At 59.3% G+C, this 15,978-nt stretch carries 10 protein-coding genes; 6 read left to right on the forward strand and 4 right to left on the reverse strand.

The genetic code is table 11. From position 1 onward, the window contains the following. A partial coding sequence (locus BF99_RS0116040) for a thiamine pyrophosphate-binding protein (protein WP_025771804.1) occupies positions 1–1,031 on the reverse strand: 1,031 nt, incomplete at its 3' end. Positions 1,032–1,519: 488 nt separating this feature from the next. Between BF99_RS0116040 and BF99_RS21235 the strand changes: the two genes are divergently transcribed. The 4 genes from BF99_RS21235 to BF99_RS0116095 all read left to right on the forward strand — a co-directional run bounded on the left by BF99_RS21235 (position 1,520) and on the right by BF99_RS0116095 (position 8,997). Next, positions 1,520–2,395 carry an HAD-IA family hydrolase gene (locus tag BF99_RS21235; RefSeq protein ID WP_025771810.1) on the forward strand — a complete coding sequence of 292 codons (876 nt, stop codon included), beginning with the start codon at positions 1,520–1,522 and terminating at the stop codon, positions 2,393–2,395. Between the two features lie 293 nt (positions 2,396–2,688). Next, positions 2,689–6,672: a beta strand repeat-containing protein gene (locus BF99_RS0116080; RefSeq protein WP_156013393.1), complete on the forward strand. Its 3,984-nt coding sequence runs from the start codon at positions 2,689–2,691 to the stop codon at positions 6,670–6,672. 328 nt (positions 6,673–7,000) lie between these two features. Then, positions 7,001–7,987 (forward strand): dipeptidase, encoded by a 987-nt coding sequence (locus tag BF99_RS0116090; protein WP_025771818.1) that lies wholly within the window; start codon positions 7,001–7,003, stop codon positions 7,985–7,987. 101 nt (positions 7,988–8,088) lie between these two features. Further along, positions 8,089–8,997 (forward strand): DMT family transporter, encoded by a 909-nt coding sequence (locus BF99_RS0116095; RefSeq protein WP_025771820.1) that lies wholly within the window; start codon positions 8,089–8,091, stop codon positions 8,995–8,997. 145 nt (positions 8,998–9,142) lie between these two features. On the opposite strand, the gene BF99_RS0116105 is transcribed toward BF99_RS0116095, so the two are convergent. After that, a complete protein-coding gene (locus tag BF99_RS0116105) occupies positions 9,143–11,134 on the reverse strand; it encodes an acetoacetate--CoA ligase (protein WP_025771822.1) in 1,992 nt (663 codons plus the stop codon). Positions 11,135–11,388: 254 nt separating this feature from the next. On the opposite strand from BF99_RS0116105, the gene BF99_RS22175 reads away from it, so the two are divergent. Next, complete coding sequence (locus BF99_RS22175) at positions 11,389–12,030, forward strand: NUDIX hydrolase (protein ID WP_081759317.1); 642 nt, start codon at positions 11,389–11,391, stop codon at positions 12,028–12,030. Positions 12,031–12,772: 742 nt separating this feature from the next. Here the strand turns inward: BF99_RS22175 and BF99_RS23095 are convergent. Continuing rightward, positions 12,773–12,910, reverse strand: a complete 138-nt coding sequence (locus BF99_RS23095) for a hypothetical protein (RefSeq protein ID WP_156013395.1) — start codon at positions 12,908–12,910, stop codon at positions 12,773–12,775. Between the two features lie 199 nt (positions 12,911–13,109). Between BF99_RS23095 and BF99_RS23825 the strand changes: the two genes are divergently transcribed. Beyond that, positions 13,110–14,903, forward strand: a complete 1,794-nt coding sequence (locus BF99_RS23825) for a GlcG/HbpS family heme-binding protein (protein ID WP_231471415.1) — start codon at positions 13,110–13,112, stop codon at positions 14,901–14,903. A 157-nt stretch (positions 14,904–15,060) separates the two neighbouring features. Here the strand turns inward: BF99_RS23825 and BF99_RS0116140 are convergent, their stop codons facing one another. Then, complete coding sequence (locus BF99_RS0116140) at positions 15,061–15,897, reverse strand: pyridoxine 5'-phosphate synthase (protein ID WP_025771834.1); 837 nt, start codon at positions 15,895–15,897, stop codon at positions 15,061–15,063. Between the last annotated feature and the right edge of the window lie 81 nt (positions 15,898–15,978).

The following is a 15,978-nucleotide window of genomic DNA, read 5'->3' on the forward strand; positions in this document are numbered from 1 at the left end:
CGCACGGCGATCCTTTGCGCCACCTCCTTACGCCAGCTATCACCGTGCAAGGGACGCTCTTTCGCCGCTTGCACGATCGCTTGCGCGGCTTCGACGGGGCCGGCGCAAGCGCTGAAAACCAAACGCTCCTTGGCCGATCGGCGCGCCCTTTCGATCATGCCGGGCTCGGGATCGATCACCGCCAACCTCGCCCGCTCCCCCAAGGGCGGGGATTGCACGAACTGCAGCGAAAAATCCGGCATCTTCCCCAACAATACGACGAGGTCGGCTTGGGCCAAGCACTCGGGGAATGCCCCGAGCGAAGGATCGCGCAATCCGCGAGGGCTTTCCATCGCAATGACCGGAATCCGCATCGCCCCTTCGAGGGCATCTTTGATCGCCGCATTGCGGCTGCGAGAAAGGCTCGGGCCGGTCAGGATCAGCGGCCGCTTCGCTTGCGCCATCAAGTGCCGGAGGCGGGCGGCGAAAGAAGGCGCAGGCGGATGCGGGCACGGGGCTTCGATGTCGAGATCGACCTCTTGATCGCTCTTCGCCACCTGCGCTTTCAGAAGATCGAATGGCAGGGATAGATGTACGGGACCCGGACGAGGAGAAAGCGCGGTTGCGATCAACTGCGCCGCCATCCGCCCGATCTCCCCGACCCGTTCGGGCCTCATCGACGCCTTGACTTGCGGGCGCGCGATCTCTCTTTGCGCCAACTCCTGAAAAGCGCCTTTTCCTTCGGCGCCGATCGGGGCATCCCCGGCAAGCAACATCACCGGGCTTTCGGAAAGACGGGCGCCGAAAAGGGGGGACAAGGCGTTGGCGAAACCCGGCCCGGCGGTGACGAGGGCCACGCCCAATTCCCCGGTCAACTGCGCCGTCGCATCGGCCATGAACACCGCCGCCGCCTCATGACGGACATGGACGATATCGATGCCGCTATCGATACAAGCATCGTAAACCGGCATGATCTGATTGCCCGAAAGACTGAAAATCCGCCGTATTCCGGCATCGACGAGCGTCTTTACGAGGAGATTCGCTCCCTTCATCGCCTCTTGTCCTCCAATGATCGGGACAATCTTTCGCACTTGGCCGAAATATCGTCCTTGACTGCGGTGTCAACGAACCAAGGACGATGCCATCCCCTTCGGAAGAGGCATACGCGCCCTTGAACTTGCGCTTGAAACCCTTTCGAATCCCGCTCATCTTGCGAAGTCACCCCCGCCGAATCGCCGATGGTATCTTGCATCGATGGCAGCGATATCCGCCCTTCGAGCCCTTGGCCTCCGGATCGTCTTCATGTCGTTCGTATTCGCTGCATCGAATCTCGTTGCATCGAACGAAAGAGGATCGAGAAAGGATAAGGATATCGGGATAAAGAATACCGAGATCGATGCGTCGATCATCGCAAGGATTGTTCGCATCGCCATCGCATCCATCTTCCAATATCATGCCGATAACATACCCATAACATGATCGATATCGCATATCGCATATCGCAGTATCGCTTCTTTCATCATTCCCACTTTGCTGCATCATGGATCCGCTCGAAAAACCCTCGATCATGCGAAAACCGACTGCGCCCCCGGCAAAGGATACCCCGACGGGCCACGGCCCACCCGGCGGATGGTCGGGGATCGAAGGGGGTGCGGAAAAAAAAGCCGTGCTGCTCGATGCTGCGGGAACACTGATCGATGTCGCAAGACCGGTGGGCGAAACCTACGCGGAGATCGCCTCGCAATTCGGATCCAAAGCCGACGAAGCGGCCGTTTCCCGCGCCTTTCGGCGCGCTTGGAGCACCATGCCACCTTTGGCCTTTCCCGATCGTGAGGCTTCGGATCTCGAAGCGGCCGAATACGATTGGTGGAGGGAATTGGTCGAACGCACCTTCGGGCAAGTCGGGGGGGTTGCGGATCTCGATGCTTGCTTCGAGCGCCTGTTCGATCACTATGCCGACCCTGGGGCTTGGCGGGTGTTTCCCGAAGTGGAAGAAACGCTGCGGATGCTGCGAAAGCGCGATATCGCATTGGCGGTGGTATCGAATTTCGATTCGCGCTTGCCGCCGTTGCTCGAAGCCTTGGGGCTTGCACCCTTTTTCCAAGCGATCGTCCACTCATCGACCGCTGGAGCGGCGAAACCGGCGCGCAAGATTTTCGACCTCGCCTTGGCCCTCGTGGGCGTCGAGGCCGCTCAAGCCTTGCACGTCGGAGACAGCCCGACGGCCGACCTTCAAGGGGCTCATGCCGCGGGCATCGATGCCTTGTTGATCCGACGCGATAACCTTGCACTCCACCAGCAGGCACTCCACCGGCAGCCCCGCCATCGGCAAACTCCCCACCGGCATGAAATCATCTCGAACCTGCTGATGATCTCGGGGGTTCTCGATGCCCGCTCACCGAAAGGGAGCGGCTGAGATTCGATCTCGATCCGCATCCCCCGCCGCTTTGCGCAGATCTTGCCATCGGGTGTCATCATCAAAACGACGGCGCAAAAAAACGACGATGCGAGAATTTCTCCGTTCGCTTTTCGATCGGATGCTCTTCGATGATCGGTGTTTTCGATGTCGATTGGGGATATAATCGCCGAGGCGAAAAAACGCTCTGCCACTTTTTTCGAAAAAAACGCCGACGGGCCGCGGGCAGCGGTAGTGGTTTTCATAGCCAAGCCTGATACAACGAGAAGTCGTGATAAGGAGTGCCTTTGATCATGAACATGTCGACGATGGATAACACCACTTCGAACCCTCGCCCTCGGTCGGCGCCGCTCGAGGGCTCACCCGGTATCGAAAGACCGAATCGCTTGGCCTTGCCGCTCGCTATGGCGCTCGGCTGCGCTGTCATGCTCGCCGCCGGCTCCGACCCTGCAAACGCACAGGTCTTGAGGTTGGATAACTGTCTTGTCAAAACCGTCACGTCAGCTAATACTACTTATACCAATAACTGCAACGAAACTATCAGTGTCACGGGGGCACTTCAAGCCGCCGGCGGCGGCGGGTGCGTCGCGTTGAGTGGTGCCGAAATCGCTGCAACTACCGGCAACAATACCGTATCCTACGCAACCAGCCGATTTCCCGGAAGGGTTTGCTTCGAGTACAAAAGTGCCCGGACGCAATATCAATCGGGCTATTTAAGGTGCTCATCCATCACAACTGATCTTGGCGCATGCGGCCAAGGAGGGGCCCTCAGTGAATTTATACCGGGCCAAATCCCCGATGGCACCATCACCCTATCTCAGAGCAGCGTCTCCATCACCGAAACGGGATCGACCTCCGTCACCGTCTCGCTGACAGCGACCGATACCGATGCCGCCGGCAATCCCGTGCCCCCCTTATCGGATATCGTTCTCAATGTATCGAGCAGCGACTCCGATGCCGCGAGTGTCGGTACCGCTTCGATGACCTTTGGCCGAGTCCACTATGGCACATCTCAGACCCTTAACATCACCGCGCCCAGCGATACCGATACCAATGACGAAACCGTCACCGTCACCCTCAGCGCCGCCACCACCAGCGGCTTGCATCTTGCCGACGTGACCATAGCGGTCTCCGTCACCGATCAAAATCAGATGATCTTGTTGAGCACCAGCGAAGATGATGACCATGCTTCCAATGCCATCGAAGTCGACGAGGGCGACACGCGCTCCTATTCCGTGAAGCTCCAGCAAGCTCCGGCCGGCGATCAGATCGTGACGGTGGCAACTGCGGACCACCTTGCGGTATCGGTCTCGTCAACCAGCGATACCAACACTACCGATAATCAAGTCACGCTGACATTCAACTCTACGAACTACCAGATGAATCAGGCGCTGCTCATCACCGGGGCGCAAGATGCCGATGGCACGAACGACGCCGACGTCATCATCACCCTTAGTGCTGGCAACGCGGACAATGTGACGAGAAAATTCACGATCATCGATGACGACGGGAGCATCGATATCAGCAGCGCGGCGGTCGTTGCCACCGAGGGCGGCACTGCCGGCACCTTCACCGTCGAACTCGGCGCTCCGCCGGCGGCGAGCGTCCAATTGGATGTGACAAGCAGTGATACGAATGCGGCCACGGTCTCGCCGGCCACGCTGACTTTCACCACATCGAACTACAATACGGCGAAGACGGTAACCGTCACCGGCGTGCAGGATACCGACGGCACGGACGATGCCACCACCATCACCCTCGCCGTCAATGATGACGACGCCTACACCGCTTCGAGCGCGCAAAAAGCGGTTGCGGTGCACGACGACGACGGGGCGATCAATCTCAGCAGCGGGGCTATCGAGCTCATCGAGGACAGCAGTACCGATGGCAGTGAAGACTTTACCGTCACCCTCGCCGCCCCTCCGGCTTCGGGCACCAGCGCCGTTATCTCGGTAGTCAGCGACAACACCGCTGTGGGCACGGTCTCACCGGCAACGTTGACCTTTTCCGATACGAACTACAACACGGCGCAAACGGTGACCATCACCGCAGCCTCCGACGCTGATGGTACGGACGGCCAAACCATCATCAAACTCGATGACTCCTCCGGCTACCGGGCTCCCGAGGTAGATAAAACCTTCGAGGTGATCGATGACGACGGGGAAATCATATTGAGCCAGACCGGTAAGGCGACTATCAATGAGGAAGCAAGTAGCACATTCACCGTGACCTTGGGCGCCCCTCCGGCCATCAACGCTGCCATCTCCGTGACCAGCAAAGATGAAACCGTGGCCAGAGTTTCGCCGAGCAGGCTGACCTTCAACCCCTCGAACTGGAATACGGCACAGGAGGTAACCATCGAGGCCGCAAGGGATAAAGACTACGACGATGAAAGCACCGAGATCGAGATCGTCGCGACCAACCTTGACGACTACCGGGTCAATACCGATAACCCGATCGATTACTCGAACGACAACGACAAATTGAAGCGAGAAGTCGATGTGACGGATACCGACAATCCGCCAACCGGCCGGATCGTGATCAGAAAGACGACGGCGGATGCCGGCATCGTCGAAGGGGCCGGGGGCGATGTATGGGGTATCTCGCTTGTCGAGGATAACGCTACCGATCCGATCATTTTCGATACCACCGTCTCGTTGACGGTCGGCGGAACGGATACGGGGGCGGTCACGGTTTCGCCTTCGACCTTGACCTTCCTGCCCATGAACCCCAACAAAGAGCAGTTGGTCACCATCACCCCCACCGATGACAGCAACTACGATGACGAAAGTGCATCGATCACCTTGAGTGCATCCGCAACCACCTTCAACGCTCCTTCCCAAACCATTCCAATCACCGTGATCGATGATGACACGCCGCCTTCGGGCAGCATCGTGTTGGATGATACCGGCGTGCTGACGCTCGAAGAAGGCGGCAGCGGCGGCACTTTCACCGTCAAACTCGGCGGCAGCACCGTCCCCGCCTTCCCCGTCTTCGTGTCCTTGGAGAGCTCCGATCCGGGGGCGATCAGGGTCTCGCCGGAGACGATGAACTTCAACTCCACAAATTCCACCGTGGCACGAACGGTAACCGTCACCGCGGTGAACGATAGCAACTACGATGACGAGAGCGCCTCCATTCTCTTGACCACCTCGGGGGGCTTGTCCACCCCCAGCGTGACCAAATTGATCAAGGTGAACGATGACGATATCGAGCCCTTGCTGGTGCTCTCCGAGGAACGGTTGTCGCTGGGAGAGAATCAATCCACCACCATCAACATAAGTCTCAACCAGCCAACCCCCGTTCCGGTGAACATTTCCGTCTCCGCGAGCAGCTCCGATATCGTGGTGGAACCGAGTTCTTTTTCCTTCGAGACGGTGCAGTGGAATAGGCCGTACCCCGTTTCCGTCTATGTCCATGCGGATAACAACGCACGAGATGATTTCGGCACCATCACCTTCACCGCTTCGACGAACAAGATCGACAGCATTTTCCAAAACGTGGTCTTCGAGCTACCGATCGTGATGACCGAAGTGACGGCCCCGGGTGGGGGAGGAGGTGACAAACCCTCACCTCCGGCCCCGACGCTCTCGGTGCAATCGCATGCCTTGGCCATCCCCCCTCCATCGGCCCAAGATCAGGCGAATGTGCGGATCTGGTGCCGACACCAAGAGCCCTGTAACGTCTCCTTGGAATGCAGCGCTCAAGAAGACGGGATGTTCATGGAGGGTCGCTTGGCCCAACCCATCCCTTCGATGGGCACCGTCACCCTGTCCGCCACCGAAATCGCCGAGATCATCGGCGGATCATGGGAGGGCAAGGGGCGCTTGGGCTGCGCGCTTCGCAGCGACGGGGATCTCATTGCCCAAGTCTGGACTCGCTCGGGGGATGGCGTGTTGATCAACAACAGCGCCACCCTTCGAAGCGTCGATAATCGGGTCGATATTCACGACATCCCGGCCCCCGATTCGTCCGACATCTCGAATATACGTATCCGCTGCCCGACGGAGTATGCGGGAGACTGTCAAAACGTAAGCCTCAAATGCCACGACAACGACGGGATGCCCTATACCGGATTTTTGGGGACCATCGAACGGGGCGCGGTCTTTCACATGCAAACCGCCGACCTATCGGAGATCATCGTTCACCAGTGGCAGGGCTCGGATCTCTTCTGTCAGGTATCGGGATCCCGGCCCTTCACGGTACAGGTATTGACCCGTACCGGCGGAGGTGGCGCCTTGGTCAATAACAGCGCCAGCGGCGGCGGTCTTATGTAGGTCGGATATCGATGCGGTTATCGGCTCGGCTGCCCGATGCGATGGGCAGCCGGGCTCTTGGCCCGATACCGAACGAGAAGGACGAAAAGGCAAGGAATATCATCGAATCGCCGATGAAAAAACCATCGATCGCCGTCATGCGCAAATGCGCCTGACGGCGATTTTTTTGCCCTCGACCGGCCATCGGCGATTCGCTCCACTGCGCTTTGTTCGATATCGGAAGGGTTTTACACTTGATGGGGGAATCTTGCGCTTTCAAGCTGCGCTTCGAAGATCGAGGCTCGAACGCAAAGAAATATCGCAACCAAGAAAAAAGGGGGGATGAACGATGGATGCAAGCGCTTTGCACGAAGATGCCATCGTGATCGATGGCTTGGTCATCTCGAAATGGGGGCCTTCCGTTTTTCAGGCGATGCGTGCCGGGGGGCTGACCGCCGCCAACTGCACCTGCTCGGTATGGGAAGGATGCCGGGAGACGATGGAAAATATCGCCCGCTGGAAGAAGTGGTTCCATGAATACGATGATCTTTTGATTCCCGTGCATCACACCTCGGATATCGAAGAGGCGAAGCGTTCGAAGCGAACCGGGATCATCCTCGGCTGGCAGAATACATCGGCCCTCGAGGATCGCGCCGATTTCGTCGAGATCTTCCGCGACCTCGGAGTTCGGGTGATGCAACTGACCTACAACACCGCCAACCTTGTCGGCAGCGGCTGCTGGGAGTCGCACGATGGCGGGTTGACGGATTTCGGCCGGGATGTGATCGACGAGATGAATCGCTGCGGGGTGCTGGTGGATCTCTCGCATGTCGGCCCCGTCACCGGCGAGGATGCGCTGCGACATTCGGCTCGACCGGTCTCCTTCACCCACTGCTGCCCGGCGGGGATCAAGGATCATCCGCGCAACAAGAGCGACGCGCAGATGCGGGCGGTGGCCGAGCGCGGCGGATTCATCGGAATCGCCACCTATCCCCCCTTCCTGCCTTGGGGGGACGACACCACGGTGGATCACTGTGTCGAGGTCATGGAATATGCGATCAACGTCGTCGGGGAGGATGCCGTCGGGGTGGGCACCGACTTCACCGAAGATCAAGATCTCGCCTTCTTCGAATGGCTCCGACGCGACAAGGGAGTGGGTCGCTTGTTGGTACCCGGCACCCCCCGGGTTCCGCGCTTGCCCGAGGGCTTGGCAAGGTTGAACGAATTCCCCTCGCTGACGGCGGCGATGATGCGCCGGGGGTGGGGCGAGGATCGCATTCGCAAGGTTTTGGGGGGGAACTGGCTTCGCTTCCTCGCCGATGCCTGGGGTGAATGAGGGCTCCGCCAAGATAAGGCTTTTCGTCGATCCCTCGACCGACGGATCTTCGAGATTCGAGCCCGATCGCTCAAAACGCCCGATTTCAAGGAATCAAGGATATGCGCCTACCTCTGGCCGCCCCCGAGCTCGCCATCATCGGCGCCGGTGCTTTGTGGGGGCTCCTTTGGATCCCCTTGCGCTACCTCGAAGAAATCGGGACCGGGCCTTTGTGGTCGATGCTGGGGACTTTCTCCCTCTCCTTGCTGCTCTTGCTGCCGTTCATCCTTCGCCGCCGCATCCATTTTTTCTCCCCCGGACTTTTGATCACCGGATTTTGTACCGGCAGCTCCTTCGTTCTTTATTCGATGGCGGTGGTGCTGACGGATGTGGTGAGCGCGATCCTTCTTTTCTATCTCAGCCCGGTATGGGCAACCCTCTTGGGGCGCATGCTGCTCGCAGAGCGTTTCACTCCCGCTCGTATCGTGGCCTTGATCATGGGACTCGCGGGGCTTTGGGTGGTGCTCGGCGCCGACGGGCGACTTCCGCTACCGCGCAATATCGGGGATTGGTGCGGTCTTGCCGGAGGAGTGGCATGGGCTTTGGGCAGTTTGCGGGCCCATCAGGACACCGCCGTTTCATCGATGGCCCAAACCCTTGCGCTTTTCATCGGCGGGACATGTGCGGGCGGAATCATCCTGTGGCTCGATATCGCCCCCGAAGCGATACCGATCCCCGACCCCAAAGCCCTCTTGGTCGTCGCCTTCTTGGCGATGCTGACGATCGTGAGCACTTTGGGGGTTCTGTGGGGGGTCAAAGCGATCAGCCCCGGACGGGCGGCGTTGCTGCTGCTCTTCGAGGTATTGGTGGGCGTTGCATCGGCCGCCGCTTTTGCGAACGAGGCTTTCGGTTGGCGGCAAATCATCGGATCCGCACTGATCCTCGCCGCCGCCCTCGCCGAGGTGCGCCCGCAATCCAAGGATCGGATCGATCCCCCCTCGCCATCCGGATCGCGGCCCGCCGATCGATAAGCGCTCGCTTTTTTCCCAACCCCCCAAACCCTGAGGTGGCGGGCGATATCGACGGCATCGTCTCCGCGATCGGCGAGGAGGGCGAAGGGAAATCGAAAAGACTCGATACCCTTCTTATCTTGCTTTCAATCCGGGGGGGATCCCCTCAAGATCGGAGCTCCGGTCGGTCGGAGAATTGATCGAGCGCCTCGGGGTTGGCAAGGGCCTCCAAGTTGCGAACGGGGCGACCGTGCACGATATCCCGGACCGCAAGCTCGGTGATCTTGCCGCTGCGGGTACGGGGGATATCGCTTACCCGCAAGATACGCGCCGGCACATGGCGGGGCGTGGTGTTGGCACGAATATTGCTCTTGATCTTATCCTCCAGCGCCTCGTTCAGCTCGACCCCCGGCGCCGGCACCACGAAAAGAACGATGCGCACATCCCCCTCCCACTGCTGACCGACCACCAAGGCCTCGACGATTTCATCCAAGCCCTCCACTTGGCGATAGATCTCCGCGGTTCCGATGCGCACTCCGCCGGGGTTGAGCACGGCATCCGAGCGCCCGTGGATGATCATGCCCCCGGATTCACTGATCTCGACATAGTCGCCGTGACACCACACCCCTTCGTAGCGGTCGAAATAGGCATCGTGATAGCGTCGACCCTCGGGATCGTTCCAAAAGCCCAGCGGCATCGAGGGAAAGGCGCGGGTGCAAACGAGCTCGCCCTTTTCGCCGACGAGGCTGCGCCCCTCGTCATCGAAGGCGTGGACATCCAAGCCCAACCCCGAGCACTGGATCTCTCCTGACCGCACCGGGGCGGTGGGATTTCCCAGCGCGAAGCATCCCATGATATCGGTCCCGCCGCTGATCGATGACAGGCAAATATCGCCTTTGATGGATCGATAGACGAAATCGAAACCCTCGGGGGAAAGGGGCGAGCCGGTCGAAAGGATCGTTTTAAGGCGTATCAGGGCGTGGCTACGAGCGGGTTCGATCCCCTGATTTCGCACCGCATCGATGAACTTGGCGGAGGTGCCGAAAATATCGATCTCCTCTTCGTCCACAATATCGAAAAGGGCGTTGCCGCTTGGGTGCAAGGGGGAACCGTCATAGAGCACCACCGTGGCCTCGCAGGCAAGGGCGCTGACCAACCAGTTCCACATCATCCAGCCGCATGTGGTCAGGTACAACATCCTTTGACCTGCTTTCAGATCGCTGTGCAGCGATATCTCCTTGATATGCTGCAAGAGGGTTCCGCCCGCCCCGTGTACGATGCACTTCGGGGCCCCGGTCGTCCCCGAGGAGTACATGATGTAAAGGGGGTGATCGAAGGGCAAGGCCTCGAAGGAGATCGAATCCGAGGGGTCGGCTGCCGGCGCTTCTTGGTCGTCTTCGGCGCTTGCAAGGAAGGTCTCGAAGAGGACGGCCTTCGGCAGGCGCTGCAGATCCTTTTCCAGCGCAGGCGCCAAGCGAGTGAAGGGGATGATGACAATCCGCTCGAGGCCGGGAAGGGCGCGGGCGATCTCGCCTAGCCGCTCGATACAATCGTGATGCTTGCCGGCGTAGAGGTAGCCGTCGGCGGCGAAGAGCAGCCTCGGCTGGATCTGGCCGAAACGATCCACGACTCCTTGCGCCCCGAAATCCGGGGAGCAGGAAGACCAGATGGCGCCGATACTCGCGCAGGCCAGCATCGCGATCACCGTTTCCGGCATATTGGGCAGGTAGCCTGCGATACGGTCGCCTTTCTCGATGCCCATCGCGCGCATCGCCCGGGCGGTCGATGCCACGGATTCGTGAAGACCCCGAAAACTCAATACCCGCCGATATCCGTCTTCGCGTCGAAAGATGATCGCCGGGGCGTCGTCCCGTCGCCGAAGCAGGTTCTGCGCGAAGTTGAGCCTTGCTGCGGGAAACCACTTGGCCCCCGGCATCCGATCGTCCACCAATGCCGGACCCTCTCCCATCTCACCGATCACGCCCCCATGCCGCCAGATCTCCGACCAGAAATCGGCTCGATTCTCCACCGACCATCGATGCAAGGCGGCGTAGTCATCACCGAAGATGGCATATCGCTCTTGCACCTTGCGGGCGAAACGATGGAGATTCGAAGCCCGGATGCGCTCCATGGTGGGCTGCCAAAGCAAGTCGCTCATCGATCGAGATTCCTCGGGGAACAGGGGCGAAATGGACCGCAGATCGCCCCAAAGCAGTGGAGTGTCCGCTTCGAAAACGAGCGTCCCTTGCGCCGCTCGATACCCCGGCGAAGGCCGGCCGGCAAAGGCATCCCTACCTGCGATCCGGCCTGCGATCCGGCGATAGGTCGGAACGAACAGGGGTTCGGCTTTCGCCCCGCCGCCTCATCCACGCTGCAAGACGACGATACCCGGCGAATCCGAGGAAATGCGCCATGAGCCGGATCGATCGTATCCGCCGATCCTTGGCGAAGGAGGGTGATTCGGGGATCGAACAGAAAGATGGCCTTGCCGATAAGCGGGCGGCGGTGGCGATAATCCTTGCCGGCGATCCCTCCTCCTTTAGGCTTTGCTTCGTCGAGCGCAGCCATCGACAAGGCGATCGATGGTCGGGGGATATGGCTTTTCCCGGAGGCTGGGCCAAGGGCCCCGAGGAGGGTCTTCGGGCCGCCGCCGTTCGAGAAACTTTGGAGGAGGTCGGTTTGGATCTCCTTCAAGCGGATTTTTTGGGGGTCATGGCGCCGATACCGATTTCGCGCTTCGATATTGACATCGGATCCATCGGGGCTTGCGTGTTCCACCTCGGCGATCGATGCCTCGATCTGCGCCCCGACGGATACGAGATCCGCAAGGCCTTTTGGATTCCCGATGCGCACCTGAATCACCCCGACAATCACATTCGTTTTTATCCTCGCCACCGTCCGCCCCTTGAAAACCATCAGGGATCCTCCCGTTCACGTCCGGCGATCGCCTTCGAAGGTCGGCTGATCTGGGGATTGACCTACCGCCTGCTGGCGAGATTCTATGCTCGCATCGGCCAAGATCGCCTCGCCATGGATCCGGATCTCGGCCAATGATCGTTCTTTTTCCATCCCCGAACGAAGCGAGCGCTCACTCTTTTTCGAATCGTCCCTTGACGAACGAAGGCGATCGCCTTGGGTCCTTGCCTCGTCCGCTCACCGGCAAGGGAGTTATTCGCTCTTGGCATTCGCATCGAGGCCGAAGATTTCCCGAAGGGCGATTGCAGCCGGAGTCGACCGATCCCGCTTGGTTGGCACAATTTTGGTGTTGGCACAACCTACTGCCGGCAGGCACCGAGGCAATCGTGCCGGCATCGTCCCGGATGATGCTGGCCTCGAATATCATCGATGAAAGCGAGGGTAAAAGCGAGGGGGTTTATACGGAAAAGTGCCAATCGTTGGATTACAGGCATCATAACGCAGCCCTTTCCGGTTTTCCATAGCCGACGGCGCCGCTGGGTTTTGTCGAGCACATCGGTCGCAACGCAGGTGTCGTTCCTTGAAGTCATGGAGCCATCTCATCGCTCAACCCCTCGTCAAAGAGGCGTAGGCCAACCGTTTCCCGACCGCGCCGCCCTCGCACAGTGCAGCCAAGAAGTCGAGGGTGCCGACACGACCGCTCCCTTTGTTCGAATCGGAAGGTGAACTCGTCGATGTAGCGACGGCAATGCTTCGTCGACCAGTGGTGATAGACGAGATGCATTTGAGCAACGCCCACACGCTCTCGATGCCATTGGTATGCACGCCCTTCCGGCAGTCCTTCCCTTTGCGAGATTTCCAGATACCGTAGCGTTGGCTTTTACACTTGGGACAGGTCGGCTCCCATCTTTCCAAAGCCGCTTCTCGACGAACGCTCGAGCGGAGGCTTCGTTTCGGAAAACCGCTCGAAAAACTCAGGCACACCGAGGATGACGGGCTTTTCTTTCGGGTCTTTCATGGCATGTTCCCCATTTGGATGATTTGGCCGGTCAATGCATTAAAATCCACTAAGGATACTTTCCCATGTAAGTCCCTTTTCTTAAGACTTGGCTTAGCATAACGGAAGTGGAGAAAGGCGCCGATAGCGGTGCCACTCCACCATCTCATATCCCGTTCACAAGATGTGGCACGGGAGCCATCAATCAAAAGGAGCAAAGATGCCTAGGCTAAAAGGATTCCTGTATCTTCTACCGGCAACGATCATCGCCCTTTTTCTGAGCGCAGCATTTGCAAACGAAGAACCGATGACGCCGCCACCACCGACGGACATTTCTCTTGAGCAGGCGAATGCCGTGGTTGCGGCAGCCTATCAAAAGGCGGAAGAACAAGGCACGCTGATGGATATTGCGGTCGTCGATCGCGGCGGAAATCTGAAGGCATTTGTGCGGATGGATGGTGCCTTTGCCGGCAGCATCGATATCGCGATTCGAAAGGCCCGAACCTCTGTGCTCTTCCCCTTTCCAACCGGAGTCCTCGGCGAACTTTCCCAGCCGGGCGAGCCCCTTTACCAGATCGAAGTTTCCAATGACGGCTTGATTACCTTCCCCGGTGGTCTGCCGATTGTGGATGGCCATGACAATGTTATCGGCGCGATCGGCGTCAGCGGGAGCACGGTGGAAGATGATCACGAAGTGGCGATGGCCGGTGCCGAGGCAGTTCTGGCGGACGAATTGCAACCACTGGAAATCGATACCTCCACGTTGTTGGGTCAAGCGCTGATGGCGATTGATGCCGCGGAGCGAAAGGCGACCGAAATCGAGGTTCCGATGGATATCGCGGTAGTGGATTCTTCCGCCAATCTGAAAGCCTTCAAACGCATGGATGGCGCCTTTTTAGGCAGCATCGATATTGCGATCAAGAAAGCCCGAACATCCACCCTGTTCCCTTTCGCAACCGGCGTATTGGGCGGACTGTCGCAGCCGGGTCAGCCCCTGTACCAAATCGAGGTTTCCAATGAGGGGTTGATTACCTTCCCCGGCGGGTTGCCCTTGGTCGATGCAAACGGGGTTCCTTCCGGCGGAATCGGCGTCAGTACCGGCAGCGTAGAGGAAGATCATGAGGTGGCGACGGCCGGTGCCCAAGCATTTGCGACGCAGGAAATCGCCGTCGAGCCGGCCAACATCAACTTGGAGCAGGCGATGGCTGTCATCGCTGCCGCGAGAGACAGAGCGATCGAACTGGACACGCTCATGAACATCGCTGTGGTCGATGCCGGCGGGAATCTGAGGGCGTTCGCTCGCATGGATGATTCCTACTTGGGCAGTGTCGATATTGCCATCAAGAAAGCCCAAACATCCGCATGGTTTACCATGCCCACAGGCACGCTGGGGGAACTCTCCCAGCCAGGGGAGCCGCTTTACCAGATCGAACTTTCCAATGACGGCTTGATTACCTTCCCCGGCGGGGTGCCGATTAAAAATAGTGACGGCACGATTATCGGTGCGATCGGTGTCAGCGGCAGCACGATAGAAAATGACCATGATGTGGCAATCGTCGGGGTAGAAGCGATCTTCGCCGATGAACTCCCGACGCTTGAAGCCGACGGAGAGAGCGCTCTGGATCAAGCCTTTACCGCCATTTATGCGGCTCAAGAGAAGGCGGTTGAAATAGAGGTGCCGATGGACATTGCCGTTGTCGATTCAGGTGCAAACCTCAAAGCCTTTGTACGTATGGACGGTGCCTTCTTGGGCAGCATCGATATTGCGATCAAGAAAGCCAGAACCTCCGCCCTGTTCCCCTTCCCGACGGGAACCTTGGGCGAGCTGTCGCAGCCCGGTGAACCCTTGTACAGAATCGAGCTTTCCAACGACGGCTTGATCACATTCCCCGGCGGCGTTCCTTTGGCTACCGGCGACGGGAGTTCCTTCGGTGCCATCGGTGTCAGCACCGGCACCGTAGAGGAAGATCATGAAGTCGCAACGGCCGGCGTAGATGCGCTGGCAGGACAATAAAATTCTGTAAAGCGGCACCCTCAACCCCCTCCCAAGATATCGGGGGGTGTTAATTGATCGATTCTCCTTTCAACGAGTGATGGCTACCTGCGCTTGGCATTGCCTTTTTCGGATCGAAAACGGCGCCTCGCTCCTTGAACTGCGCTTGAACTTCGCTTCAACTCGCTTTGCTTGCCGAGGCGATACAGGCGAGGTATTTGCCCACCGTTTTTTCCAGCCCGAAATCCAGTGCGTCGGCGATCAGGGCATGGCCGATCGAGACCTCGGCGATGGGCGATCGATCGATCTCCTCCGTCCCCTGCTCGCCACCGCCGAGAAAGGCTCCGAGATTGAAAAGATCCAGATCGTGTCCGGCGTTGACGGCAAGCCCCGAGGATGCGGCATGGCGGGCGGCATCGTGCAACGAACGAAGGGCGCTGCGGGTGGCCGGATGCTTCAAACCATGTTTTCGCGCCAGTTCGGCGAAGGGTCCGGTATGGAGCTCGATACGATCCGCCCCGCACTCCTTCGCCCGGGTGATCCGGGTTTGCGCAAGTCCCGCCGGCTCGGCATCCATGAACAGGCTGGTGCGAACCCCGAGGGCGCGGTAGCGGGCGATGGTATCGCCGATACTGCGAATCTCGGCCGGGCTCGAAAGATCGAAACCATGGTCGGAGGTGATCTGATCCTCGCTATCGGGCACCAGCGTCGCCTGCTGCGGACGCACCGCCTCGATCAGGGCATCGAAACCGGGATAGCCGTCGGCGCGCGCTCCGGCAGCGGGATTCCCCTCGATATTGAATTCGATCCCGGGGTATTCGGATGCCAGCAAAGAGGCGATCTCGTAGACATCCTCGGGACGGATATGACGCCGATCCGGACGGGGATGGACGGTGATCCCTTGGGCCCCGGCCTCGACGATCACCCTCACCGCCTGCGCAAGGTTGGGGCGCTCCCCGTTGCGGGCATTGCGCAACCAGGCGATCTTGTTGATATTGACCGAAAGCATGGTCATGGATTGAACGCTCTCATCGCTTCCAAACCGGGTTCGAGGTCGCACTCGAGGACTGGACGAGCCATTTCGGGGATTCGCCTT

The organism is Thioalkalivibrio sp. HK1 (genome assembly GCA_000583135.1).
In the GTDB taxonomy this organism is placed as follows: domain Bacteria; phylum Pseudomonadota; class Gammaproteobacteria; order HK1; family HK1; genus HK1.

Coding starts and splice junctions, on each gene's coding strand:
- BF99_RS21235 (WP_025771810.1), top strand. CDS start 1,520: ATGGATCCGCTCGAAAAACCCTCGATCATGCGAAAACCGACTGCGCCC.
- BF99_RS0116080 (WP_156013393.1), top strand. CDS start 2,689: ATGAACATGTCGACGATGGATAACACCACTTCGAACCCTCGCCCTCGG.
- BF99_RS0116090 (WP_025771818.1), top strand. CDS start 7,001: ATGGATGCAAGCGCTTTGCACGAAGATGCCATCGTGATCGATGGCTTG.
- BF99_RS0116095 (WP_025771820.1), top strand. CDS start 8,089: ATGCGCCTACCTCTGGCCGCCCCCGAGCTCGCCATCATCGGCGCCGGT.
- BF99_RS0116105 (WP_025771822.1), bottom strand. CDS start 11,134: ATGAGCGACTTGCTTTGGCAGCCCACCATGGAGCGCATCCGGGCTTCG.
- BF99_RS22175 (WP_081759317.1), top strand. CDS start 11,389: ATGAGCCGGATCGATCGTATCCGCCGATCCTTGGCGAAGGAGGGTGAT.
- BF99_RS23095 (WP_156013395.1), bottom strand. CDS start 12,910: ATGAAAGACCCGAAAGAAAAGCCCGTCATCCTCGGTGTGCCTGAGTTT.
- BF99_RS23825 (WP_231471415.1), top strand. CDS start 13,110: ATGCCTAGGCTAAAAGGATTCCTGTATCTTCTACCGGCAACGATCATC.
- BF99_RS0116140 (WP_025771834.1), bottom strand. CDS start 15,897: ATGACCATGCTTTCGGTCAATATCAACAAGATCGCCTGGTTGCGCAAT.